Origin of the sequence: Haloferax sp. S1W, from assembly GCF_044593955.1 — an archaeon.
Lineage (GTDB): Archaea > Halobacteriota > Halobacteria > Halobacteriales > Haloferacaceae > Haloferax.
The window spans coordinates 3,065,363-3,087,845 of the sequence record NZ_CP172595.1; the positions used below are offsets into that span (position 1 = coordinate 3,065,363).

A 22,483-nucleotide genomic window follows, 5' to 3' on the forward strand; every position below is an offset into this window, starting at 1 on the left:
CACGATATGACGAACGCAGAGGCACCTCAGTCAGCGACTGTCAGACTACAGAATATTGGCGGCATCGACGCCCGCGAGGTATCGCTCTCACCTGGTGTGACGGTCCTCACCGGGAGAAACGCGACCAACCGTACTTCGTTCCTCCGGGGACTCATGGGTGCGTGCGGGAGCGATGCGGTGAGCCTCAAAAGTGATGCAGACGAGGGGATGGTCGAACTCGAACTCGATGGTCGAACGTACACCCGCATTCTCTCACGAACCAACGGCCGCGTCTCGCTCGATGGAACGCCGTATCTACAAGATGCGACGACTGCGGAGTTGTTCGCCTTCCTCCTTGGGTCGAACGAAGCGCGGCAGGCGGTCGTCACAAACCGCGACCTCCACGATGTCATCATGGCGCCGGTCGATACGGACGCCATCAAAGACGAGATTCGCCGCCTTCAGACCGAACGGAAGCAGACCGAACGAGAGCTCTCCGAGTTGGACTCGCTCGAATCGGAGCGACGGCAACTCGAAGCCAGACAGACCGAACTGAAAGAGGAAATTTCGGACCTCGAAGCCAAGCGAGACGACCTCTCGGCACAGATTGACGAGGAAGACCAGACGGTCGAGACACAGAAAGCCCAGCGTGACGAACTCGACGAAACGCTGGACGAACTCCGGGACGCTCGCTCGGAGTTGGAGACGGTTCGCTTCCGACTCCAGAGTCAACGCGAGAGCGTCGAATCCCTCAGAGAAGAGCGCACAGAACTGGAATCCGAGTTGGAGTCAATCGACGGGACGGACGTCGACCGCGGAACGGTTACCTCTCGTATCGAACAGATTCGGACGCAAATCGAGTCTCTCAACACCACGATTGCGGACTTACAGACGGTCATCCAGTACACCGAAGACATACTGGACGGGAAGACCGACCTCATCGAAGAGACGCTCGTGTCGTCCGCTTCGGGCGGGTCGGTGACGGACCAACTCGTCTCGTCAGAGACGATTACGTGTTGGACCTGCGGAACGGAAGTCGAAGAGAGTCAAATCGAGGAGACGACCAACCGACTCCGTGGTGTTCGCGACGACCGACGCGAACAACGTGCGGAACTCAGACAAGAACTCGACGAACTTGAACGCGACCTCAGGTCCGCCGAAGAGACGAAATCGAAACGACAGTCGCTCGAACGAAAACTCGACCGACTAGAGAGCGAACTGGAGAACCGGACCGAGCAAATCGAATCGCTGACGGACGAGCGCGACGAACTCGCCGCGCGTGTCGAACAGTTAGAGCGCGAAGCAGAATCCAAGCAAGGACAGACGAACGAGACGCTCATCGAACTCCACAAGGACCTCAACGAGGTCGAATTCACGCTCGACCGCACCCGCGACGAACTGGCCGATGTCAACGACGAACTCGACGCCATCGAGGAGCGGTTCGACCGACGGGAGACGCTCGAAGCCCAGCGCGAGCAACTGACGGACGACCTCGAAGCGGCCCGGACGCGAATACAGTCACTCACGTCGTCGGCCGTCGAGGCGTTCAACGAGGAGATGGAGGCGGTGCTCGACCTCCTCGAATACGAAAACATCGAGCGCGTCTGGTTAGAGCGTGTCGAGCGCCGCGTTCGCGAGGGTCGGCGGAAAGTGATGCAGACACAGTTCGAACTGCACATCGTCAGAACGGCCGACAGCGGGGCGGTGTACGAAGACACCATCGACAACCTCAGCGAGAGCGAACGAGAGGTTATCGGCCTCGTGTTCGCCCTCGCCGGATATCTCGTCCACGACGTGTACGAAGACGTTCCGTTCATGCTCCTCGATTCGGTGGAGGCTATCGACGCGGACCGAATCGCAGCACTTGTCGACCACTTCAAGGAATACCCGCGATTCCTCGTCGCTGCGCTTCTCCCCGAAGATGCGCAAGCACTCAACGGTTCCTACGAGCGTGTCGAGTGGGGCGACGAATAGTCAGTCGGCAACCCCAGACAATCTGTCTGAGGACGAAGTAACATTTTCACCAACCGCACTCTTTTAGCCTGCCAGTCGGCTTCTTGACATGGGTTATTAGTTTAATCATTCTTGGCGTATACTTCTGGTACGCAAGAAATATAACAGGTAGGCCGGATATACTGTTTACACAGTATACGGGGGGATAAGCCATCAGTACACTTCTTACTCACAGACACGGCGAGGGTGAACAAACACGAATTTGGTACGACTGCGACCGCTCGGAGACGATTACTGAGGCGGTCTTGATTGCGGCGGCGGAGCATGCGAACTGCGCGCCCACGGAGTTGCCGCCACTGGCCGACTACGTCGACGTCGACGCGCTCAACACGCTGTTCGGAGATGACTCGCCGATGTCACCGGCGCTCGCCAGCGGCACACTCGAATTCGACTATGGCGACCTCGTCGTCGAAGTCGATACCGTCGGAACGGTCGACGTTCGCGACTCGGAGTAACACCGCTTTCTCGGGGTGGTTTTCGGTGGGACGCTACGTTTCGTGTGCTGAAACTCCTGTGCAGATTCGACCGGGGATTCGTTTTTGGGGTGGGACTCTGGAGAAGTGAGAGAGTACATTTCGTGTGCTTTTCGTGCGGCAACGCGGCCGTTGGACTCACTTCTTCGAACCGAGTGAGAGTACATTTCGTGTGCTTACCATGGCACTGTCTGTCGTTCTCTCCCCGAAAACAGGAGCACACGAAACGTACTCTCGTCCCCCGCGTTGGACGTAGACCGGTGGTTTCACCTCCTCGCTTCGTGAATCCCTTCTCGACATGGTCCTCGGCGGTCTTCTCCCGAGCACGCCCGCTACGAACGTCCTCCTAATCGTCGTTGCCACGGCCTTCATCTGGCTCGGGAGTGGGTGGCTCGAAGAGTCGGCCGACCACCTCGCGTCGTACTACGGTCTTCCGCCGATTGTTCAAGGGACGATTATCGTCGCACTCGGGTCGAGTTTTCCCGAGTTCGCGAGCGTCGTGTTCGCCGCTCTCGCTGGCGTGTTCGACATGGGGGTCGGCGCAGTCGTCGGCTCCGCGATTTTCAACATTCTCGTCATTCCCGCCCTCTCGGGGCTGGCAACCGACGGCGACTTAGAGACGAGTCGGCTCGTCGTGTACAAAGAAGCGCAGTTCTACATGATTGCCGTCGCGACACTCGTCGTCACGTTCGCGCTCGCAGTCATCTACATTCCCGTGGCGGACGCGCCGCCGTTGACCGGTCGAATCACCCGGCCGCTCGCCGCGATTCCGCTCCTGCTCTACGGACTCTATCTATTCATTCAATGGCAGGACGTAGACGAGTACGACGGCGAGCCAGCCGCCGACGATACGGGAATTGCTCGCGAGTGGGGTCTCCTCGCGCTCGGATTGTTAGTCATCCTCGTCGCCGTCGAACAGTTAGTCGGGAGCGTCGAAGCACTTGGTTCGACGTTCGGCATCTCGACGTTCCTCACGGGGGTTACAATCGTCGCTGCGGCGACAAGCCTTCCCGACTTGCTCGTCAGCGTTCGCTCCGCGAAAAATGGCAACAGCGCCACCAGTCTGGGGAACGTCCTCGGGTCGAACACGTTCGACTTGCTGGTCGCGATTCCCGTTGGCGTTCTCATCGTCGGCAGCGTCCCAGTCGACTTTGCCGTCGCAGTCCCGATGATGGGCGTCCTCACGCTCGCGACTGTACTCCTATTTACGCTCCTCCGGACGAAACTGTCTCTCACTCGTCCCGAAGCTTACATCCTCCTCATCGCGTATGTCGTGTTCATCGTCTGGGTCGTCGCCGAGAGCGCTGGCATCACGCAGTTGGTCCGGGGATGACCGACCGCGCACGATAGCAACTCGCAGAAAGGAGTCTGGGCCGCCTACACGGACGGAGGCGGCGACTGTGCTTCGTCTATCTGGAGGGTGAGTTCGTGCCGGTAGTACCGGTAGATGATTGCGACAATCAGCAGCCACATGAGCACCAGCAGATAGGCGAGCCAGTTGTCGGACTGTCCGATGGGTGACTCCGGTGCGTCGCCACCGGATGGCCCTGCTGGCGCACCGAAGTCAGCCACGGGAGCAGGCGTCGTCTCCGTCTCGGGTGACGGACGCTCGCTCGGCGGGACTCGTCCATCGTCGCTCTCACCCGACCCGCTGGCATCGCTTACAGCAGGTGTGGCGGTCGTCGAACTCGCGTCGTCTCCGGTCGGTTGACGCGTCTCGCTCGTGGTCGACGAACTGCTGTCACCACCGCCGCCACCACCACTCGACTCCGTCTCACTGGCCGCCGTCGTGTCATCATCTGCTGACGAGGTATCATCATCCGATGGCGATGTCGAGTCGTCGGACGGCGATGTCGAGTCATCGGACGATGTGTTGTCGTCTGTCGTCGAAGAGTCGTCATCAGGTGTGGTTGTGGACCCGTCGTCGGGGTCGGTTGTGGTGTCGTTCCCGGGGTCGGTCGTCGTATCGTTCCCGGGGTCTGTCGCGGGCGCATCGTCGCTCCCGTCCTCGTCGCCAGCGCAGTCGTCCGAAGGCGAATTCGCACCGGGCGTTCCGTCCTGCTTCGCTTCGACGAGAAGGTCGCCGACGAACTCGGAGACCTGCCCGCCGACGGTGGCTGACGATTCCTCGTCGTCTGTCTGGACCTCACACTCGGGCGGATCCTCGCAGTCAGTGTTCCCGCTCGAACGCTCGTCACTACCGACGAGGGTGCCGACGAACTCGGCGACTTGTCTTCCGATAGACGCCGATTCGGAGGGCTCCGTGCGGCAGGTATCAGCCGGTGGCGACCCGTCGTGTGTGGGTTCGGATTCGTTTGCAGGCGTGGACTCGTTTGCGGGTGCAGTCTGAGTTGGGGATGTGGCTTCGGGCTTGGAGGAAGTCCCGTTCGAAGCAGCCCCATCTGCGGACGAGGAGTTGTTTGCGGAATCCGACTCGTTTGCAGACGAAGTGCGATTTGGTGGTTCTGACCCGTTCGGGGGTGCTGAGCTATTCGACGCTGTTGCTCCGGTCGAATTCCCCCGAGAACTGTCGGTTTTCGGGTCTTCGGATGGAGAGGCTGAATCCTCGTCGTTGGTGGGGGTTCTCGCGGATTGCTCGGCGGCGTGCTCGTTCGGAACGGCGGCGACTATCGGGGCCGCCAACACCGCTACCACGACGACGAGCACCGCGACTACGCTTCGGGAAACCATCTTCTTTCGCTCGTGAATTTGTTTTATACGGGGATTGTAACGGACGTATTAACCGAAATTAGTAGGTGAATACCCGTTAGCGAGGGTTGAGACGTGGCGAATTCACGCTCTGAGAATCGTACGTAAACGGTGGATGGAACACCCTACCGATTCGGAGGTGCGGACCAAGTACCGAGCGAGTCGCACGGTTCTGTGAATATGCGTCACCGCGACGTACCTTTTTGTCTCACGGCCGCTGAAGTGACGTATGGAACTCGAATTGCGCTTCTTTGCGACCTTTCGTGAGGCAGTTGGGCAGAAGACGCTTCACTGGCGGGTCGAAGACGGCGCGACGGTGGGTGACGTACTCAACGCGCTCGAATCCGAGTACGACGGACTCGCCGGCAACCTCCTCGATGGGGGCGAGGTCCGACCGCACGTGAACATCTTGAAAAACGGACGCGAGGTGGTCCACCTCGACGGCATCGAAACCACGCTCGACGAGGGGGACACGGTCAGCGTCTTCCCACCGGTGGCGGGTGGCTGAGATGGCTCGCCGAGAGCGCGCGTTCCGCGGCATCTCACCACGCCTCGTGCGGCACTACTTGACCAACCTCGGCGGCGAGGTCGAAAACGACACGCGGGTGGTCGGGCCGGATTGGACCGCCGACATCGACACCGAGGAGGTCAGCATCACGAGCAGCATCCAACTTACCGAGGTCCAACTCACCTTCGAAGGCCCCGAAGAAACGCTCGACGACCTCGTCGAGCGGTTCGCACAGAAGGCCATGCGGGCGGGCGGATGACCATGCAAGTGGATGAATAACCACGTAGGCGGGCGAATAACCATGCAGACGGTGCGGGCGGATAACCATGCAGACGGTGCGGGCGAATAACCATGCGGGTAGGTGGATAACCATGGGCGCGAACGACAACCACGAACCAGACGACGCCGAGGTGGAGAGCCGCGAACGACTCCGCGACCGATTGGCACCCGAAGAAGCGAACGAAGACCCGATAGGCGGTGCAGTCGACGGGACGGCAATCATGCTCGCGGCGGCCAAAGCGAGCGTCCCGGCCGACCTAGTGCCCGTGCTTCTCGACCGCGCGCAGCGCTATCTCGACACCCATGCCGACGAGTACGACCGCGAATTCGAGTGCGTCTACGAGGACGACGAGACGGTCGTCTACTTCGTCCCCCTCGGGCACTGGGATACGAAAGGACTCGAAATCGGGTTCTCGCACCGCGAACTCGACGCCGTCCGGCGGGCACACACCGAGCACCTCCGCCGTGTCGGCACGAAGTCCGACCGCCGCTCCGAGTTCGAGACGGCACTCGAAATTCGTGAGGTTGCGGTCGTCAACCGCGAGGGGAACCGGCAACCTGCGCACGGATAGTCGCCTATTTCGGCTGTGGCACCCTGCATTTGACAGATGCCTACGCTCCCATCCGACTTCCTCGACGGCGTTCGGGACGCGGCCCCGCTTCACCTCGGTATCGTCCCGTTCGGCCTCGTCGCGGGCGTTGCCGCCGTCGAGCAGGGTCTTTCGGTGTTCCACGCAATCGGCTTTTCTACCGTCGTCTTCGCGGGTGCCTCGCAACTGGCGATGATTGAACTCCTCGGCTCGGACGCGCCTCTCGCAATCGTCGTCGGCACCGCCGTCGTCGTCAACCTCCGAATGCTGATGTACTCGGCGTCTATCGCGCCGTACTTCCGCGACTTCGCCGCCCGCTCGAAAACGGTCGCGTCCTACCTCCTCACCGACCAGGCGTACGCGCTCTCGTTAGCCCGGTACAACCGCGACAGCGGGACCGACCGCTTTGCGTACTACATTGGGGTCGCAGCCTCGCTGTGGGTCGTCTGGCAGGTGGCGACTATCGTCGGTGCCCTCCTCGGCGCGGAACTCCCGCCTGAATGGGGACTCGAATTCGCCGCCCCACTCGTGTTCCTCGCGCTTCTCGTTCCGGCGTTGAAAGACCGTGCATCGGCAACGTCGGGCATCGTCGGTGGCGTCGTCGCGGTTGCGGTGGTCGTTGCAGGTGTTCCCTTCCACCTCGACATCATCGTGGCTGCCGTCGTCGGCGTCCTCGCCGGTCTTTCGGTCGACTCGTTCGGAGGTGACGCGTAGGTGGCGACCAGTTACGACCCGGTCACGGTCTGGGGCGTCATCGTCGTCGCTGGCATCCTCACCTTCGCAATCAGAGGGTCATTCGTCTATCTTTTCGGTCGCATCGACACGGTGCCACCGAACGTCAAGTCCGCGCTCGAATACGTGCCAGCGGCCGTGTTCGCGGCCCTCGTCTTCCCGGCTATCGTCGCACCCGCTGGTGAAGTTGCACTCTCGCTCGGCAACGAACGACTCGTGGCGGGCGTCCTCGCAGCACTCGCAGCGTGGTACACTGAGCGTGTCGTGGTTACCATCGGCGTCGGAATGGGTGTCCTCTGGCTGTTCCGGTTCGTTCTCTGAACGCATACTGTTCGATTCACTGACAAAATCATCGTCCTCGAACTCGGACAGAGTGCGATTCTGAGTGTTGCTACTGGACTCCTGTTCGGGACGATGCTCCGAGAAATATCGAACTGGTGGAAGTCCCGGTAAACTACCCACCTTACTCGCTCAGTCGTCTGCTGGTGCCGTCGAGTCGCCGCTGGAGACGCCCGTGCCGGGGCCGAGGTCGATTCCGAGTTCTTCGAGACGCTCGTCGGGGACGACCCCGTCGACCCACTGGCGGCGCTCGTAGTACTCGTCTTTCATCTCTTCGAGTTCGCACAGTTCGCCTTCGGACGCGCCCTGTCCGGGCACCGCTTCGTCGCCGGGGACGAACCGTCCCGGCAGCGAGTCGTCCGAGCCATCGAACCCGGCGAGGTTGTTGTAGTAGCGCTCCAGCGTGTAGATGCGGTCACCGGTTTCCAGTAACTCGTCTTCGGTCACGTCGCGGCCGGTCATGCCGTTGTACTGCAGGACGTACTCCTCGATACCCTCCGCGAACGCGTTGAACTTGCAGATGTCGAAGGAGTCGGAGATGGCGTGCATGTCCTGGAAGAGGGCGACCAGTTCGCCCTTGCCTTCCCACTGGTAGGGGTCGTGCTTCTCCGGAATGCCGAGGATTTCGGCCGACGGCGTGTATCCGCGGAGGTGGCACGCCCCGCGGTTCGAGGTGGCATAGCCGATTCCCATGCCCTTCATACAGCGCGGGTCGTACGCCGGGATGGTCTGGCCCTTGACGGCCAGCGAGTTCTCGTGGGCGTCCATCACGTCGGCGACGTGGTTCGCGCCGCCCGCGAGGAGGTCAGCGAGGTCGCCCTCGCGGTTGGCGATGCGGTCGAGAAGGCCGACCATCTCGTCGGCGTCGCCCCACTCGATACCCTCACCGAGGGCGTCGAGTTTGCCCTGCTCGGTCATCTCCATCGCCATCGCAATCATGTTGCCCGCTTCGATGGTGTCGATGCCGAGGTCGTTACACTGGTCTATCATGACCGCAATCTTGTCGCGGTCGTCGTTCATCGAGTTCGGGCCGAGCGCGAACGCGGACTCGTACTCGTAGGACTCGCCGCGGACGTTCATCTCCTCGCCTTTGACCGTCGTCGTCACCTCGACTTCCTTCTTGCAGGCGACCGGACAGGAGTGACAGGTCGGTTCGTCGACGAGGATGTTCTCGCGGACGTTCTCGCCGGAGACTCTCTCGGCTTCGATGTTGTGGTCGCCCGGGGTCGCCGCCGCCTCACTCGACGTGGAGGTGTACCGCCCGTTCCGGGTCGGGAGGCCGTCCATCTCCTCGGTCGCGTTCATGAGGACGTTCGTCCCGTAGAGCGACAGGCCGCCTTCGTTCGGCGCGGTAACTTCGGACTCGCGGATGAGTTCCATCGCCTGCTGGTAGCCCTGCTTGAACGTCTCGGGGTCCGCAGGCTTCGGCATCCGAGTCCCAGATTTGACGACGACGGCCTTGAGATTCTTCGACCCCATGACCGCTCCCGTGCCGCCGCGGCCAGATGCGCGGTCGTCTTCGTTGACGATACAGCCGAAGCGCACCTGGTTCTCTCCGCCCGGCCCGATAGCCATCACCGAGAGGTTCTTACCGAGCGTGCCGTCGACTTCGCCTTCGAGTTCGTCGATGGTGTCGTGGATGCCCCACCCCCAGATGTGCGAGGCGTCGCGGAGTTCGACTTCACCGTCTTCGACGACGGCGTAGGTGGGGTGGTCGGCTTTCCCCGTAAAGAGCAGGCCGTCCATCCCGGACCACTTGAGACGGGCACCGCTCCACCCGCCGTGGTGGGAGTCCGTGACGGTTCCCGTCAGCGGTGATTTCGTCACGACGGCGATGCGGCCGCTCATCACCGTCTGCGTTCCCGTCAGCGGCCCCGTCATGAACGCGAGCAGATTGTCCGGCCCGAGCGGGTCCACGTCGGGGCCTTGTTCGAAGACGTACTTGACGCCCAGTCCGCGTGCGCCGATGTACTTCTTCGCGTCTTCGTCGTCGATGCCCTCGTACTGCACCTCCCCCGCCGAGAGGTCCACCCGCGCAACGCTGTCGTGATAGCCGCCGAGTTCAGTCATTGTAATCTTCAATGATTATGTACGCACTGAGGAGGGTTAGTGATTCACACACGAATGTAACCAAATTACATTACTCCTACCATCGCCACGTCGTCGGCGTCTCGGAATCTGGTCCTTCAGAGAGCGTCATCCAGGCTGCGGACCGGCCGCGGTTAGGGAGAGATTACCGGTGGCGTCGACGGCGAGTGTCGCCGGTCCGCGCGGGGGACACGACCACCACGTTCCGGACACCGACGCCCCGGTTTCGACGCTCGCGTGCACGCGATGCGGTCCGGATTCGACCACGGGAACGAGGTCACGTACCTCCCCGGCAGTGAGGTCGATAACGCGGTCGAACACCCCCGATTCGGTCTCGATGTGCAGCGAGAGGCGGTGCGCGGTGTCGTCGCGGTTAGCGACGGTCAGCGTCGTGTTCGCCGGACCGCACCCGCTTACCCCGCTCGTCGCGTCCACGTACTTCGCCGGTTCGTCGGGAACCCGCCACAACACGTCGATAGCCCGCTCGCCCGTCTCGATGCGCACCTGGTAGTTTCCGGTTCGGTACGTGACGGGAATCGACAGTCTCGTCCCCGCTGGCAGTCGGAACCGGCGGTCGATGAGCGTCGCATCCCGGAGGTCGACGCGAACTCGCACATCGGTTCGCGGTCCCGGATTCTCGACGATGAGGGCTGCCGGTGCGTACCACCGCGACAACCCGTCTCCAACCAGTGGGAGGTCGACATCTTCGCCGTCCTCGGCGAGACCGCACGCCCCGTCTCCCGAGCAGGTGACGGCGCGCCAGAACTCCGCCCCGGACCTGTTTACCACGACTTCGATACCGTCGAGCGATTCTGCGACGCGCCACGTCGCCTCCTCACGGATGCCCGTGTCCGTCTCGACGAGAACGGAGAGGTCGGCGAGCGGCACGTCGATACGACTGCTCGTTCGCTCGCCGGGGAGCAGGTCCAGATTTCGGAAGAATACGTCGGTGGTGGCTCGCATGCCGACGACCGTCGCAAACACCGGGGTCGGCGTCGGGTTCCAGACCGTGAGACGCTGGCCGAGTCGCTCTTTCGGGGGCGCGGTGGTTGGCGCTTCGGGTCCCGCCTCCGGTGTGGGTGTCCCCGTCTCAGCCTGGCTGCCGGGCATACTGCACCCGGCAACCACGGTGATGCCACCCGCGACGAGTGACAGGAGGGTCCGGCGGTCCATAGCATCGTCTACGGGCGCAGTCTATATGAAAAGCGTCGCGAGTCGAACTGGAAAACGCCACCAATCCGAAAGTAAACGGCGCACGCTAGACGAAGCGGCTTTACGCGACCATCCGATAGGGAACTCCAATGAGTAAGCCGAGCCCCGAGGTCTACGAACGGGGACGCGGGATGGACGCGCACAACAAGGTGATGCGCGACATCCGTTCGCGGAAGCAGAAGACCTACGACCCTCACGAGCCGACGCGGGTGTGGATTGACGAGGACAACACGCCCGACGGCGTCTACGACTCGCTCACGATTATCCTCAACACTGGCGGGTGCCGCTGGGCCCGCGCCGGTGGATGTACGATGTGCGGCTACGTCGCCGAGTCCGTCGAAGGTGGCAGTGTCTCCCACGAGGCGCTGATGGACCAGATTCAGGTCTGTCTCGACCACGAAGCCGAGCACATGGACGACGGCGAGAACGCTGGTCTCATCAAAATCTACACCTCCGGGTCGTTCCTCGACGAGCGCGAAGTGCCCGCCGAGACGCGCGACGCAATCGCTGAAACGTTCTCCGACCGCGACCGGATGGTCGTCGAGTCGCTGCCGGACTTCGTCACGCGCGAGAAACTCGAAGACTTCACCGAGCGCGGACTGGAGACGGACGTTGCTATCGGTCTCGAAACCGCGACCGACCGCGTCCGCCACGACTGCGTGAACAAGTACTTCGACTTCGCCGACTTCGAAGACGCCTGCAACGAGGCCGCCGAAGCGGGTGCTGGCGTGAAGGCCTACCTCCTGATGAAGCCGCCGTTCCTCTCGGAACCCGAAGCACTGGCGGACATGAAGTCGTCCATCCGCCGGTGTGCGGCCGTCGACAACTGCCACACCGTCTCGATGAACCCGACCAACGTCCAGCGGTACACGATGGTCGACGAACTCCACTTCGCGGGCGGCTACCGCCCACCGTGGCTCTGGTCGGTCGCCGAAGCGCTCCGTGACACGTCCGATGTCGATGCTATCGTCGTCTCCGACCCCGTCGGCGGCGGACAGGAACGCGGTGCACACAACTGCGGCGAGTGCGACGACCTCGTGTTCAAGGCCATCAAGGACTTCGACCTGCGACAGGACCCGACTGTCTTCGACCAGGTGTCCTGCGAGTGTGAGGACACGTGGGAGTACGTTCTCGCAGCCGAAACGAGCTACAACATGCCGCTTGTCAAGTAGCCACTCCCTCACGTCCTCGTCTAGAAATTAGGACGCGGACTCATCGGAAGCGAAGATGGTTATTCAGACGGATAATTCTCCGTTAGTGGACCGTAAGTGGTACGCTTTTTTCAAGGAACTACCCGGTTAAGGTGTCATATAGCCTGGTAATTGGAACCTAACCGAATTGATAGGATACTTGTATCAAATAGGATGGCACTCGTTGTCATACTTGGTGGTTCGGTCGGGTTCGCCCGGGCTACCTGCCATCATGACGACACACACGTACAAGACCGTCTACTACGCGGATGGATGGTTCGAGATTCGTGAAGAGGAGAACACCGAGGCGTGGGTCGCCACGGACACTCCACACGCTCTCGTCCCATAGAACGCGGTATGCGGGTCGGAAATCACCTCCAACCATCGCTCGTACCACGTCGCCCCACGCTTACCGACCCTGTATCGCCCGCCACCGCAGCGGACGGTCTTGGTATTTAGTACCCCTCGAAGCCAGCAAGCACACCGCGACCGTCGGTGTTGCCGAGCGTCGGAAGCGCCGCTCGTTCCGGGTGCGGCATCAACACGGCAACTGATTCCGACTCGCCGAGGATGCCCGCGACGTTTCCACGGGAGCCGTTCGGATTCGCCTCCTCGGTGACGTTGCCGTCTTCGTCACAGTAGCGAAAGAGGATGCGGTCTTCAGACTCAAGTTTCTCGTAGCCCTCGTCGTTGATTTCGAAGCGCCCCTCACCGTGGGCGATGGGAAGTTCGATAACCTCGCCTTCGTCGTACGCCTGCGTCCACGGGGTGTCCGCGTTCTCGACGCGGAGGTAGACGTGTTCGCACTGGAAGCGAGCGCTCGCGTTGGTCGTGAACGCGCCGGGCGTGAGGGCGGACTCACAGCCGACTTGTGCACCGTTACAGACGCCGAGCACGGGCGTTCCGGCTTCGACCGCCTCGCGAACGGACTCCATGATGGGCGAGCGCGCGGCCATCGCGCCACCGCGCAGGTAGTCGCCGTAGGAGAAGCCACCGGGGAGCATGATGCCGGTCGTCTCCTCCGGAATCGAGTCTTCGTGCCAGACACGCTCGGCCTCGAATCCGAGGTCCTCCAGCGCGCGGACGGCGTCACGGTCGCAGTTCGACCCGCCGAACTGCACTACTGCAATCATCTTAGGCCTCTACGACCTCGACCTCGTAGTCGTGGATGGTCGGGTTCGCCAGCAAGCGCTCGGCCATGTCGTCGGCGCGGTCGGCCGCCTCGTCGACGTCCGAAGCGTCGAGGTCGACTTCGTACCGTTCGGTAAAGCGCAGCGCGTCGAGTTCGAACCCGAGTCGTTCCAGCGCGCGCTTCGTCGTCTCCGCCTCCGGGTCGAGGACGCCCTGCTTGAGACGTACCGTCACCGTCGCGGTGTAGGTGGTCATCAAGAGGTGATGCGTAGTGATGTGCAAAAACGGTTTTGGGTCGCGTTTGATATACACGAATGTGATTACCTACGTCGAAACGGCCGCTATTCGGCCGAAGACCGCTCTACGTCGTGGACGTTCAGTTCACCATCGATGCGGAGTGTGAGCGTCTCGTCATCCGCTTCGAAGGTCACTTCGGCCCGAACTGGGTCTTCGGACACGATGTTCACTGTCGGCATCTCGCGCCACGACCGCTCCCAGAGGTGCGGTTGCGAGAGGTCGATTCCGTGGTCGTAGTAAAACGAGACGACTGCGGGGTGGTCGAGATAAATCACTCCGACCTCGATGAAGAGTTCGTCGTTGCACCGTTTGCAGTCGTATTTCACTTGCGCACTGTCGAAGCGTTCGTCGTCGTACTCCCCGTCGATGTCCGTCACGAGCCGTCCTTCGAACTGACCTCGGCAAGTGATACAGAATCCGGCGTTGGCCTGTGCGATTAGTGTCCGAGTGTACCGGTCTGCGACTGCGGGCAACTCTTCGGTGTCGTAGCCCTCGAACACGCCCGGCGGGATGCCGACATCCACCAACGGCTTGTCGCACTCGGTACACTGGACGGTGATTCGTTCGTCCGCGTAGGTCGCTTCGATAGCACTGTCGCATATCGGACAGGGTGGGTCGAGTGGAATGGGGCCAACGTCGTCGCCGCGACTGTACGTCCCGGCGAGGATAGCACCGATGACGAGTCCTCCGGCCAGTCGGAGTTCGTACCCTTCGTCGGTCTTCTCAACGAAGCGCCCGGTGAGTTTGCCGAGGTGGTAGTTGAACCGCCCGCTGTCGGCGATGCCAACTCGCTCGCGGAGTTGCGAGAACGTGAGCGGCGTATCCGACGTGTCCGCGAGCGTCCGCAGAATGGCGAGTCGCGTCTCGTCGGCGAGGAGCGAGAATGCTGATTCGGCGTCCGAATCAACCGCTGACGAGGAATCGGGAGGCATGGAGGGAAAGTACGCCACTCTCGGTTATAACTGGTTCGCGAGCAACAGTATCGGCTCACAGACGCGTCTCTACACGGTTTTTGGGGACAATTCGTTGCGGAGAACGACAGCTGTTTAGGCATCGACCACGCAGGGCGGTGTATGTTCAGCCTCGAACAGCTGGAGGTGACGGTATGACGCGAGAACTAACCGAAATCACGGTCATCGGAGGAGACAAGACCGGACTCATCGCGAACGTGACCACCCTGCTGTTCGAACGCGGAATCAACGTCGAAGACCTCGACCAGGCGGTCCGCGAGGGCATCTTCCGGATGACGCTCCACGCGGACACCTCGGAGATGACTTGCTCGCGCGACGAACTCCGCGAGGCGCTTTCCGACCTCGGAGACGACCTCGGCGTCGACGTGCAGGTTCGCTTCCCGTCGGACCGCGAAACCCGCGAAATCGCCGTTCTCGTCACGAAGGAGTCCCACTGTCTCGAAGCACTATTCGAGGCGTGGGCCAACGACGAACTCGGCGCGGAGATTTCGGTCGTCATCGGCAACCACGACACCCTCGAACCGCTGGCGAGCCATTACGACGTTCCGTTCTACGACATCGGCGACGAGAAGGGAACGCCCGACGAGGACAGACTCCTCGAACTCCTCGAAGAGTACGACGTGGACCTCATCGTCCTCGCGCGCTACATGCGCATCCTCGGTCCCAACGTGGTCTTCCGGTACGAAGACCGCATCATCAACATCCACCCCTCGCTCCTGCCCGCCTTCCCCGGCGCGGCCGCCTACCGACAGGCCAAGGAGGGGGGCGTCCGCATCGCGGGCGTCACCGCCCACTACGTGACGACCGACCTCGACCAGGGGCCGATTATCACCCAGCGGGCATTCGACGTGCCCGACGACGCGACCATCGACGAAATCAAAGCCCGCGGCCAACCCGTCGAGGCAGACGCGCTCCTCGAAGCCGTCAACCTGCATCTCGACGACGCCATCTCGGTCCACCGCGGACGCACCGGTCTCCGCGAGAGCGTCGACCCCGACGACTACCAACTCGGCCTGACGCGCGAGGCGCAGGCGGCGAACCCCGACCGTCCCGTCGACGGCATCGTCGACGCACTCGGCGAGAAGGAGACGGCCGCGCCCCCGCAGTCAGACGACTGAATCGAGTCGTCTGACCCATCGCAGTCAGACGACTAACGGAGACCACCGACATCACGTCGGGCGATTCGTATTTATTCTCGTCCCGCTTCTCCGGGATGATGACAGATTCTTCTGCTCCCGGTATCCCCGACCGACCCGATAGCCCCGGCGCTGCGCGCGCCCTCGGCGAGTTCGCCCTTCGCGTCGAAGACTTCGAGACGATGCGCGCGTTCTACCGCGACGTGGTTGGTCTCGGCGAGCCTATCGGCGACTTCGGTTTTGCGACGTTCTTCAGCCTCGGCGAGAGCCACGCCGGTCACGAAGCCGTTTTCGCCCTCTTCGACCGAACGGACGAGGAAGACTTCGAGGGCCTCGACCAGACGTTCACGACGCTCGACCACCTCGCCTTTAGCATTTCTCCCGCGGATTTCGACGCGGAAGTCGAGCGCCTGCGCGGGCACGGCCTCGAACTCGACTTCGCGTACCACGAGTGGGTCGAGTGGCGCTCGCTGTACTTCGCCGACCCCGAGGGCAACCGCGTCGAACTGGTTTGCCGCGACCCGGAGGGTGCGGCGAAAAACGAGCGGTACGAGTAGCGAACGTCACTACTCACGACGAGCACGCGAACCGCGGCCGAATACCTAGTGCGGCGTCAGTGCAACTGGCCGCGAATCTCTCCAGGGAGGTTCGCAAGCGTGTGAACGTTGACGTACGCCTCACCGCGCTCGATAGCGTCGAAGACGTCCTCGAGTGACTCCCACCCGCATCCGTTTCCGGCATCCGGTTCGGTAACCGTTCCCTCAGCGAGGACACCACTCTTCGAGACAGGACCGCCTTCGAACAGGGTGACACCGACCGGGCCGTTCACGCCCTCAGGGGCGCAGTGGATGTGCGCTGCAACTACGTCTTCGATGTTGGCGACGATGAGTTTGTAGCTGAGCGCGGAGATATCGTCATCGAACGAGACAATCGCCTGCCCCTGCGCCTTCGTCTCGACGGGCGGAACCTCCTCGTCGCCGCGAAGGTGCGCCCGGAAGTTCCCGCTCGGTGGGGCGTGCGTCGCCCCTGCGACGGTCCCCGCACCGACGCCAGTCAACAGTGCGCCTCCTGCTCCAACCGAGGCCAGAAACCGTCGTCTCCCAATGTCTGACGAGTACATGTCATACTGAGAGAGGAGTGGCAGCCGTTTTGTTAGTCGTCGAACAGCACGCAAAACGTTCTATTAACCCGGAATACCGGGGGATAACGTGAACCGCTGGGGGTCAAGCGGTTCGAGACACGGAGCGTCTCGTCATTGCGGGAAATCAGAGATTTCCGTACGACCCCGAATCACTCGCCTCGAATCTGTAGCATAGCGCCGGCTTTTCCTACCATAGCGCCGGCTTCGCCTACAGGTCTTGGACGCGCTCTACCGCATCCTCGATATCCGGCGCGTCGAACCAGTCGTAGCCGACGTAGGCGTTCGTCCCGGCACGGTAGATGTCCGACAGCGCCTCGACGATTTCTTCGGGCAGATGCTCGGGCTCAATCTCGCACTTCTCGCGCCAGTTGGGTTCGCCCGTTTCGATAGCTTCCTGCTTCGCGTCGGAGACGGCTTCGACCCACTCGGGTTGGACGCGCTTGTAGTACTGGCGGACGACCTCTTTCGACACCTGCTGGCCGTCGTACGAAAAGCGGTTCTCGTCGAACGTGCCGACCACGTCCGCGACTTTGACGGTCCCGTCGTGGTACAGACACTCGATTTTCCCGTCTTCGTGGCTGAAGCCCGCTTCGGCGGCCTGCTCGGTCAGGATGTGGTTGACGGCGAGTGCGAGTTCTTCGAGGCGGTCGAGGTCGACCGCGCCCGCGACGGAGTCGGCCTCTTCGCGGTCGAGATAGCGGTCCTGTTCTTCGTACTTCGTGGAGAACTCGACGACCGGTTCCGGCAGGTCGATGGGTTCGTCCGGCCACTCGTCGAAGTCGAGGCCGTAGTCAGCGGGTTCGCCGCGCTTCCGGAGGCTCGACCCCACGGGAACCGTGTTGCGGAAGACGATTTCGAGCGGGATGAGATAGTTGTCGCCCGCGACTTTGTGGTAGGCCTCGTAATCGTACTCGCCGTCTTCGTGCGGCAGGTCGGGCACCTGCGTCAGGTCGATGGCCATCTCCGTCGGCGGCGACTCGCACTCGCCGAGGTCTTTGACTTCGCCGTCCTCGCCGACGACGCCGCGGTAGTGAGTCGGGACGTGGTTCACGTCCAAGAGTTCGAAGTTGTACGCACCCATCAGACAGAGGCTTGCACCCTTGCCCGGGATGTGGTCGGGCATCTCGCCCCAGTCGAACACGGAGTAGCGGTCAGAGAAGACGAAGCGGCCCCGGCCGAGGTCGGTCGCCGTTGCTTCCTCCTCGACGCGGAAGTCCTTCACGCTGGTCATGCTCCCACGTCTGCGCCCCTCCCACTAAGAACCTTCCACTTCTGTGCGCATCTCGATTCAAATAAGGGGGAATATATACACAAATATGAGCATTGAATCGGACCACGGTGCTTTTTCACTCCCACCCCGTGCGTCCGAATATGGACGCGGACTTCGACGCTGACGCCGAGTGGGTCGCCAGCCGTCTCCGTGATGCGGACGTGGCAGTCGCGCTGACGGGTGCGGGGATGAGCACCGCATCGGGCATCCCCGACTTCCGCGGCGACGACGGCATCTGGAACACCGAATTCGACCCCGCGTCGTTCCACCGCGACCGATTCGTCAACGACCCCGCTGGCTTCTGGCGCGACCGCCTTCGCCTCCACGAGCGGATGTTCCCCGACGAGGTTGGGCCGAACCCCGGCCACGACGCGCTCGCATCGCTCGAATCGCAAGGTGTCCTCGACGCGGTCATCACGCAGAACACAGACGGTCTCCACCGCGCTGCGGGGTCCGAGCGCGTGGTCGAACTACACGGCAACGCCGCCGACGTTGTCTGTGAGTCTTGCGGAACCAGATTCGCCGCCGAGATGGCGTTCGAACAGGTGAGAGACGACGAGGTTCCGGCGACTTGCCGAACGTGTGACGGTGTCCTGAAACCCGACGTGGTCCTCTTCGGCGAGCAACTCCCCCGCGTCGCCTACGCAAAAGCGACCTCCCTTGCCGACGACGCAGACGTGTTGCTCGCGCTCGGGTCGTCGCTCACGGTCCACCCTGCGGCCGGCATCGCAGGGCAGGCCGCTGAAGACGGGTCGCTCGTCGTGGTCAATTTCGACGAGACCGAGTACGACAGGAGAGCCGACAAAGTCGTGCGCGCCGACCTCACGGAGTTCCTGCCGGCAATCGAAACGCGAGTCTGAGTTGCCGGTCAAAACGCGAGTCTGATACCGACTGCAACCGACGAGAGCGAGGCGTGTTCGGCGAACTGCGCGGAACAGACCATTAAATACTAACAGTGTGTCATGTCTAGCCATGTCGCCCCACGACCGAACACGCGGGTCCGACGGGATAGAACCGACCGTCCTCTTCGTCGCACCCAGTTCATCACTCGCTGAGGAAGGGGCTTAGCGCCTCAATTCAGCTACTCTTGGTGACTGGACGACTACTCGAACTCTTCGCGGAGGTACGCACCGAGGTAGCCACCGAGCGCGCCGAGACCAACGGTGTACGCGAGGAGGGCGGCGAGTCCGAACAGGACGATGAGTCCGAAGCCGAGGATTCCGAAACCGACGCCCAGTCGCGGGGCACCGACGAACGCGACCACGCTGAAGAACCCGAAGACGACGAGCGAAAAGAGGACGGCGACGAGACTCACGAAGAGGCCCGAGAGCGCCCCGGATTTCACGCCAACGTCGCGGTCGGTTCCGGTGAGATACCCCGCGAGCGCTCCGCCGAGAATCGTCGACCCGGGGAGCGGAGAGAGCACGATACTGGCGATTGCGCCGACGAGCGCCGAAAACAGGACGCTCTCTCCGTCGTCGTCCACGCTCGGAACTGACGACTCCGCGGCCGGGGCCGCCGACGCAGGGTCAGTGTCTGTGGGCGGTGAGTCGGTGTCTTCCGACGTGGAACGTTCCATATCCGAGATGTATTCGCCCGAGTGGGAAATCCTTTCTGCGGTGCGCAGTCGAGACCAGTGTCGCAACCATCAGCAGACGCCTCCGCGACCGCCTCGTTTTTTACCGCCGTAGCGCGTTCCCAACGACCATGACAGGTGCCGCCCGCGACGACTTCGGGTTCGAACACGTCCCGGAGACCGACCAATCGTTCGAGAACGCCTTGGAGAAGGCCCAAGCGGGCGAGCGCCTCACCGTCGCCGACGGCGTCGAACTGATGACCACCGGCACCGACTGCGAGGGCATCGACCCCGTCCGAAAGGAACTCGTCCTCGAAGCGGCGGACCGCCGCCGCGCTGATATGGTCGGAGACGAGGTAACGTTCGTCGCCAACCTGAACAACAACGTCACGACGGCCTGTACCACTGGCTGTCTCTTTTGCAACTTCAAGAACACCGCCCACCTGTTCGAGTCGGACACCGACGTGGACCACGAGGGCTTCACGAAGACGCCCGAAGAGTCCCGAAATATCGTCTCGGAGGCTGTCGAGATGGGTATCTACGAGGTCACGTCCGTCTCCGGCCTCCATCCGGCGCTCGTCCTCGACGAGGAACACCGCGAGATTCTCCAGTCGTACGACAACCCCGCCGCCGAGATGACCTACAAACCGCCCGAAGTCTACGACACCGACCCCGGAACGTACGCCGAGCAACTGTCGGCGATGTCGGTCGACGGCGTCCACGTCCACTCGATGACGCCCGAAGAGGCCCACCACGCCAAGCGCGGCACCGACTGGTCCTACGAGGAGGTCTATCGACGCCTCGCGGACGCCGGTCTCGACAGCGCGCCCGGTACCGCCGCCGAGATTCTCGTTCCGGAAGTCCGCGACGTTATTTGCCCCGGAAAAATCGGCACCGGCGAGTGGGTCGCCGGGATGGAAGGCGCGATGAAAGCCGGTCTCGACGTGACGGCGACTATCATGTACGGCCACGTCGAAAACGAGATGCACCGCGTGATGCACCTCGACGTGGTTCGCGACTTGCAGGACCGCTACGGCGGTATCACGGAGTTCGTCCCGCTCTCGTTCATCCACCAGAACACGCCGCTGTACGACCGCGGCCTCGTCACCGGCGGTGCGACCGACGACGAAGACGAGTTACTCGTCGCCGTCGCGCGACTCTATCTCGACAACGTCGACCACATCCAGTCGTCGTGGGTGAAGTTCGGCAACGCGAAGGCACTCAAACTGCTCAACTGCGGCGCGGACGACCTGATGGGGACTATTCTCTCGGAGGAGATTACCAAGCGCGCAGGCGGCGAGTTCGGCGAGTTCCGCTCGTTCGACGACTACGTCGACATGATAACCGCAATCGGCCGCCAACCGGTCGAGCGCTCGACGGACTACCGGACTCGCCGCCCGCTCGATATCGAGGCCGACTCGCACGGCCCGATGCTCGGTCCGCAGGCGGACGGAACCCCGCTGCTCGGTCCCCGCGACCCAGCCCCCGCGGACGATTGAGATGATGGCGACCACCCACGCGGCAGTGGGTCTGGCCCTCGCTGCACCGCTCGTGTGGGTTGCCCCGGAACTCGCACCGAGTGCTGCGCTCGGCGCGCTCGTCGGCGGCGTCATCCCCGATGTGGACCTCTTCGTCGGCACCCATCGCAAGAGTCTGCACTATCCGGTCTACTACACGCTGGCTGCCGCCCTCGTCGGCCTCGTCGCGGTCGTTGCACCCACCACACTCGTCGTCGCCGTCGCGTTCTTTTTCCTCTCGGCCGGGGTCCACTCCATCTCCGATTGGTTCGGAGCGGGCGATGAACTCCGGCCGTGGCACCGCACCTCCGACCGCGCGGTCTACGTCCACCCGGCCAAGCGCTGGCTTCGACCCCGCTACTTCGTTCGCTACGACGGCGCGCCGGAAGATCTCGTGTTGACGCTCCTGTTTTCTGTTCCTCCCTTCGTCGCGTTCGAGGGCGGTATCCGCCTCGCCGTCCTCGCTGGCGTCGCCATCGCCGTCTTCTACACCGGATTCCGCAAGCGGATGCCCGAGTGGTTCAATATCTGACTCGGGGAGAAAGAACGTAGTCTGACCCCTGTCTCACGAATCGTCACCGCATCTCTGTACCCGTCTAGCCACGCTACTCAAGCGTCTCCACGACGGAGAGTAGTGAACGATGAATTGTTCGCCGAACCGTCGGAAGGTGACCCATCGGTGACTTGGGTGGTGACCCCTCGATGATGTCGGAGGCGACCTGCCGATGATGGCCCCGACACACGTCGCGCTGAGCATCGTGCTCGCGGTGGTCGTCGCGTTCGTCGCCCCGGCAGCAGCACCGCTTGTCGTCGCTGTTGCGCTGGTCGGCGGACTCGCCCCCGACCTCGACATGGTCGTCGGCGTTCACCGCAGGACGCTCCACCAACTCGAGGGATTCACCATCGGTGCAGTCGCCGCTGGCCTCGTCGCGCTCACGACGCGCGACGTGACCGCAGTCCTCGCAGCGACTGGATTCGGGTCCGCAGCACTCCACTGCTTCGCGGACCTCGCAGGCGGGAGCAGCGAACCCCAACCATGGGAGGCAACAACCGACCGCGGCGTCTACCTCCGGTCCGGTGGCGGGTGGGTTGCCCCACGTCGCTGGGCGGCCTACGACGGGTCACCCGGCGACCTTGCACTCGCCGCGCTGCTATCGATACCGGGCTTCCTCGCATTCGGTGACGGCGTTCGCTTCGTTCTCGTCGCCAGTCTTGCCGTCGGCGTCGGCTATGCTACTGTTCGAAAGCGCGTCCCGCAACTCTCCGGGCGGACCCCCGCGATGTACGCGGCGCTGGTTGCGTTCGTCTCGCTGCTCGTGCGCCGACGGTAGA

Annotated in this window: 24 protein-coding genes; 15 read left to right on the forward strand and 9 right to left on the reverse strand. The window is 62.6% G+C overall.

The window, feature by feature from the left end:
- The first annotated feature begins 6 nt into the window (after positions 1-6).
- The 3 genes from ACH9L7_RS15940 to ACH9L7_RS15950 all read left to right on the forward strand — a co-directional run bounded on the left by ACH9L7_RS15940 (position 7) and on the right by ACH9L7_RS15950 (position 3,798).
- A complete protein-coding gene (locus tag ACH9L7_RS15940; protein WP_396611667.1) occupies positions 7-1,953 on the forward strand; it encodes an archaea-specific SMC-related protein in 1,947 nt (648 codons plus the stop codon).
- Between the two features lie 284 nt (positions 1,954-2,237).
- Positions 2,238-2,447: a HalOD1 output domain-containing protein gene (locus ACH9L7_RS15945; RefSeq protein ID WP_396611668.1), complete on the forward strand. Its 210-nt coding sequence runs from the start codon at positions 2,238-2,240 to the stop codon at positions 2,445-2,447.
- 316 nt (positions 2,448-2,763) lie between these two features.
- On the forward strand, positions 2,764-3,798 hold the full coding sequence (locus ACH9L7_RS15950; protein WP_396611669.1) for a sodium:calcium antiporter: 1,035 nt from the start codon (positions 2,764-2,766) through the stop codon (positions 3,796-3,798).
- A 44-nt stretch (positions 3,799-3,842) separates the two neighbouring features.
- Here the strand turns inward: ACH9L7_RS15950 and ACH9L7_RS15955 are convergent, their stop codons facing one another.
- Positions 3,843-5,156, reverse strand: coding sequence for a hypothetical protein (locus ACH9L7_RS15955; protein WP_396611670.1), 1,314 nt, complete (start codon positions 5,154-5,156; stop codon positions 3,843-3,845).
- Between the two features lie 247 nt (positions 5,157-5,403).
- Here ACH9L7_RS15955 and ACH9L7_RS15960 point away from each other — a divergent pair, with 247 nt between their 5' ends.
- The 5 genes from ACH9L7_RS15960 to ACH9L7_RS15980 all read left to right on the forward strand — a co-directional run bounded on the left by ACH9L7_RS15960 (position 5,404) and on the right by ACH9L7_RS15980 (position 7,604).
- Positions 5,404-5,682: a ubiquitin-like small modifier protein 1 gene (locus ACH9L7_RS15960; protein WP_396611671.1), complete on the forward strand. Its 279-nt coding sequence runs from the start codon at positions 5,404-5,406 to the stop codon at positions 5,680-5,682.
- Between the two features lies 1 nt (position 5,683).
- Complete coding sequence (locus ACH9L7_RS15965) at positions 5,684-5,941, forward strand: hypothetical protein (protein WP_396611672.1); 258 nt, start codon at positions 5,684-5,686, stop codon at positions 5,939-5,941.
- Between the two features lie 106 nt (positions 5,942-6,047).
- Entirely contained in the window at positions 6,048-6,533 is a 486-nt protein-coding gene (locus tag ACH9L7_RS15970) for a hypothetical protein (RefSeq protein WP_396613302.1), read from the forward strand.
- A 36-nt stretch (positions 6,534-6,569) separates the two neighbouring features.
- The gene (locus tag ACH9L7_RS15975) at positions 6,570-7,265 is read left to right on the forward strand and encodes an AzlC family ABC transporter permease (RefSeq protein WP_396611673.1); all 696 of its coding nucleotides are present in this window, start codon (positions 6,570-6,572) and stop codon (positions 7,263-7,265) included.
- On the forward strand, positions 7,266-7,604 hold the full coding sequence (locus ACH9L7_RS15980) for an AzlD domain-containing protein (protein WP_396611674.1): 339 nt from the start codon (positions 7,266-7,268) through the stop codon (positions 7,602-7,604).
- A 150-nt stretch (positions 7,605-7,754) separates the two neighbouring features.
- On the opposite strand, the gene ACH9L7_RS15985 is transcribed toward ACH9L7_RS15980, so the two are convergent.
- Positions 7,755-9,692, reverse strand: a complete 1,938-nt coding sequence (locus tag ACH9L7_RS15985; RefSeq protein ID WP_396611675.1) for an aldehyde ferredoxin oxidoreductase family protein — start codon at positions 9,690-9,692, stop codon at positions 7,755-7,757.
- A 126-nt stretch (positions 9,693-9,818) separates the two neighbouring features.
- Positions 9,819-10,883 (reverse strand): hypothetical protein, encoded by a 1,065-nt coding sequence (locus ACH9L7_RS15990; protein ID WP_396611676.1) that lies wholly within the window; start codon positions 10,881-10,883, stop codon positions 9,819-9,821.
- 128 nt (positions 10,884-11,011) lie between these two features.
- Between ACH9L7_RS15990 and ACH9L7_RS15995 the strand changes: the two genes are divergently transcribed.
- On the forward strand, positions 11,012-12,094 hold the full coding sequence (locus ACH9L7_RS15995; protein ID WP_396611677.1) for an archaeosine biosynthesis radical SAM protein RaSEA: 1,083 nt from the start codon (positions 11,012-11,014) through the stop codon (positions 12,092-12,094).
- A gap of 473 nt (positions 12,095-12,567) precedes the next feature.
- On the opposite strand, the gene purQ is transcribed toward ACH9L7_RS15995, so the two are convergent.
- The 3 genes from purQ to ACH9L7_RS16010 form a co-directional block, all read right to left on the reverse strand.
- Positions 12,568-13,245, reverse strand: a complete 678-nt coding sequence (gene purQ / locus ACH9L7_RS16000) for a phosphoribosylformylglycinamidine synthase I (RefSeq protein WP_396611678.1) — start codon at positions 13,243-13,245, stop codon at positions 12,568-12,570.
- Position 13,246: 1 nt separating this feature from the next.
- On the reverse strand, positions 13,247-13,498 hold the full coding sequence (gene purS, locus ACH9L7_RS16005) for a phosphoribosylformylglycinamidine synthase subunit PurS (RefSeq protein WP_396611679.1): 252 nt from the start codon (positions 13,496-13,498) through the stop codon (positions 13,247-13,249).
- Between the two features lie 86 nt (positions 13,499-13,584).
- The gene (locus ACH9L7_RS16010) at positions 13,585-14,472 is read right to left on the reverse strand and encodes a winged helix-turn-helix domain-containing protein (RefSeq protein WP_396611680.1); all 888 of its coding nucleotides are present in this window, start codon (positions 14,470-14,472) and stop codon (positions 13,585-13,587) included.
- 173 nt (positions 14,473-14,645) lie between these two features.
- Here ACH9L7_RS16010 and ACH9L7_RS16015 point away from each other — a divergent pair, with 173 nt between their 5' ends.
- Together ACH9L7_RS16015 and ACH9L7_RS16020 are read left to right on the forward strand one after the other, a co-directional pair.
- Positions 14,646-15,629, forward strand: coding sequence for a formyltetrahydrofolate deformylase (locus ACH9L7_RS16015; protein WP_396611681.1), 984 nt, complete (start codon positions 14,646-14,648; stop codon positions 15,627-15,629).
- A gap of 98 nt (positions 15,630-15,727) precedes the next feature.
- Complete coding sequence (locus ACH9L7_RS16020) at positions 15,728-16,204, forward strand: VOC family protein (RefSeq protein WP_396611682.1); 477 nt, start codon at positions 15,728-15,730, stop codon at positions 16,202-16,204.
- Positions 16,205-16,260: 56 nt separating this feature from the next.
- Here the strand turns inward: ACH9L7_RS16020 and ACH9L7_RS16025 are convergent, their stop codons facing one another.
- Positions 16,261-16,704 (reverse strand): CHRD domain-containing protein, encoded by a 444-nt coding sequence (locus ACH9L7_RS16025; protein WP_396611683.1) that lies wholly within the window; start codon positions 16,702-16,704, stop codon positions 16,261-16,263.
- A 292-nt stretch (positions 16,705-16,996) separates the two neighbouring features.
- Positions 16,997-18,019 (reverse strand): phosphoribosylaminoimidazolesuccinocarboxamide synthase, encoded by a 1,023-nt coding sequence (locus ACH9L7_RS16030; protein ID WP_396611684.1) that lies wholly within the window; start codon positions 18,017-18,019, stop codon positions 16,997-16,999.
- Positions 18,020-18,159: 140 nt separating this feature from the next.
- On the opposite strand from ACH9L7_RS16030, the gene ACH9L7_RS16035 reads away from it, so the two are divergent.
- Positions 18,160-18,918 carry an NAD-dependent protein deacylase gene (locus ACH9L7_RS16035; protein WP_396611685.1) on the forward strand — a complete coding sequence of 253 codons (759 nt, stop codon included), beginning with the start codon at positions 18,160-18,162 and terminating at the stop codon, positions 18,916-18,918.
- A gap of 242 nt (positions 18,919-19,160) precedes the next feature.
- Here ACH9L7_RS16035 and ACH9L7_RS16040 read toward each other — a convergent pair whose 3' ends face one another.
- Positions 19,161-19,646 carry a DUF5518 domain-containing protein gene (locus tag ACH9L7_RS16040; RefSeq protein WP_396613303.1) on the reverse strand — a complete coding sequence of 162 codons (486 nt, stop codon included), beginning with the start codon at positions 19,644-19,646 and terminating at the stop codon, positions 19,161-19,163.
- A gap of 119 nt (positions 19,647-19,765) precedes the next feature.
- Between ACH9L7_RS16040 and cofH the strand changes: the two genes are divergently transcribed.
- The 3 genes from cofH (at position 19,766) to ACH9L7_RS16055 (ending at position 22,482) form a co-directional block, all read left to right on the forward strand.
- Positions 19,766-21,133, forward strand: a complete 1,368-nt coding sequence (cofH, locus tag ACH9L7_RS16045; protein WP_396611686.1) for a 7,8-didemethyl-8-hydroxy-5-deazariboflavin synthase subunit CofH — start codon at positions 19,766-19,768, stop codon at positions 21,131-21,133.
- Position 21,134: 1 nt separating this feature from the next.
- The gene (locus ACH9L7_RS16050; RefSeq protein ID WP_396611687.1) at positions 21,135-21,683 is read left to right on the forward strand and encodes a metal-dependent hydrolase; all 549 of its coding nucleotides are present in this window, start codon (positions 21,135-21,137) and stop codon (positions 21,681-21,683) included.
- A gap of 196 nt (positions 21,684-21,879) precedes the next feature.
- Positions 21,880-22,482: a hypothetical protein gene (locus tag ACH9L7_RS16055; protein WP_396613304.1), complete on the forward strand. Its 603-nt coding sequence runs from the start codon at positions 21,880-21,882 to the stop codon at positions 22,480-22,482.
- Position 22,483 lies beyond the last annotated feature (1 nt).

Coding starts and splice junctions, on each gene's coding strand:
- ACH9L7_RS15940 (WP_396611667.1), top strand. CDS start 7: ATGACGAACGCAGAGGCACCTCAGTCAGCGACTGTCAGACTACAGAAT.
- ACH9L7_RS15950 (WP_396611669.1), top strand. CDS start 2,764: ATGGTCCTCGGCGGTCTTCTCCCGAGCACGCCCGCTACGAACGTCCTC.
- ACH9L7_RS15955 (WP_396611670.1), bottom strand. CDS start 5,156: ATGGTTTCCCGAAGCGTAGTCGCGGTGCTCGTCGTCGTGGTAGCGGTG.
- ACH9L7_RS15960 (WP_396611671.1), top strand. CDS start 5,404: ATGGAACTCGAATTGCGCTTCTTTGCGACCTTTCGTGAGGCAGTTGGG.
- ACH9L7_RS15965 (WP_396611672.1), top strand. CDS start 5,684: ATGGCTCGCCGAGAGCGCGCGTTCCGCGGCATCTCACCACGCCTCGTG.
- ACH9L7_RS15975 (WP_396611673.1), top strand. CDS start 6,570: ATGCCTACGCTCCCATCCGACTTCCTCGACGGCGTTCGGGACGCGGCC.
- ACH9L7_RS15985 (WP_396611675.1), bottom strand. CDS start 9,692: ATGACTGAACTCGGCGGCTATCACGACAGCGTTGCGCGGGTGGACCTC.
- ACH9L7_RS15990 (WP_396611676.1), bottom strand. CDS start 10,883: ATGGACCGCCGGACCCTCCTGTCACTCGTCGCGGGTGGCATCACCGTG.
- ACH9L7_RS15995 (WP_396611677.1), top strand. CDS start 11,012: ATGAGTAAGCCGAGCCCCGAGGTCTACGAACGGGGACGCGGGATGGAC.
- purQ (WP_396611678.1), bottom strand. CDS start 13,245: ATGATTGCAGTAGTGCAGTTCGGCGGGTCGAACTGCGACCGTGACGCC.
- purS (WP_396611679.1), bottom strand. CDS start 13,498: ATGACCACCTACACCGCGACGGTGACGGTACGTCTCAAGCAGGGCGTC.
- ACH9L7_RS16010 (WP_396611680.1), bottom strand. CDS start 14,472: ATGCCTCCCGATTCCTCGTCAGCGGTTGATTCGGACGCCGAATCAGCA.
- ACH9L7_RS16015 (WP_396611681.1), top strand. CDS start 14,646: ATGACGCGAGAACTAACCGAAATCACGGTCATCGGAGGAGACAAGACC.
- ACH9L7_RS16020 (WP_396611682.1), top strand. CDS start 15,728: ATGACAGATTCTTCTGCTCCCGGTATCCCCGACCGACCCGATAGCCCC.
- ACH9L7_RS16030 (WP_396611684.1), bottom strand. CDS start 18,019: ATGACCAGCGTGAAGGACTTCCGCGTCGAGGAGGAAGCAACGGCGACC.
- ACH9L7_RS16035 (WP_396611685.1), top strand. CDS start 18,160: ATGGACGCGGACTTCGACGCTGACGCCGAGTGGGTCGCCAGCCGTCTC.
- cofH (WP_396611686.1), top strand. CDS start 19,766: ATGACAGGTGCCGCCCGCGACGACTTCGGGTTCGAACACGTCCCGGAG.
- ACH9L7_RS16050 (WP_396611687.1), top strand. CDS start 21,135: ATGATGGCGACCACCCACGCGGCAGTGGGTCTGGCCCTCGCTGCACCG.
- ACH9L7_RS16055 (WP_396613304.1), top strand. CDS start 21,880: ATGGCCCCGACACACGTCGCGCTGAGCATCGTGCTCGCGGTGGTCGTC.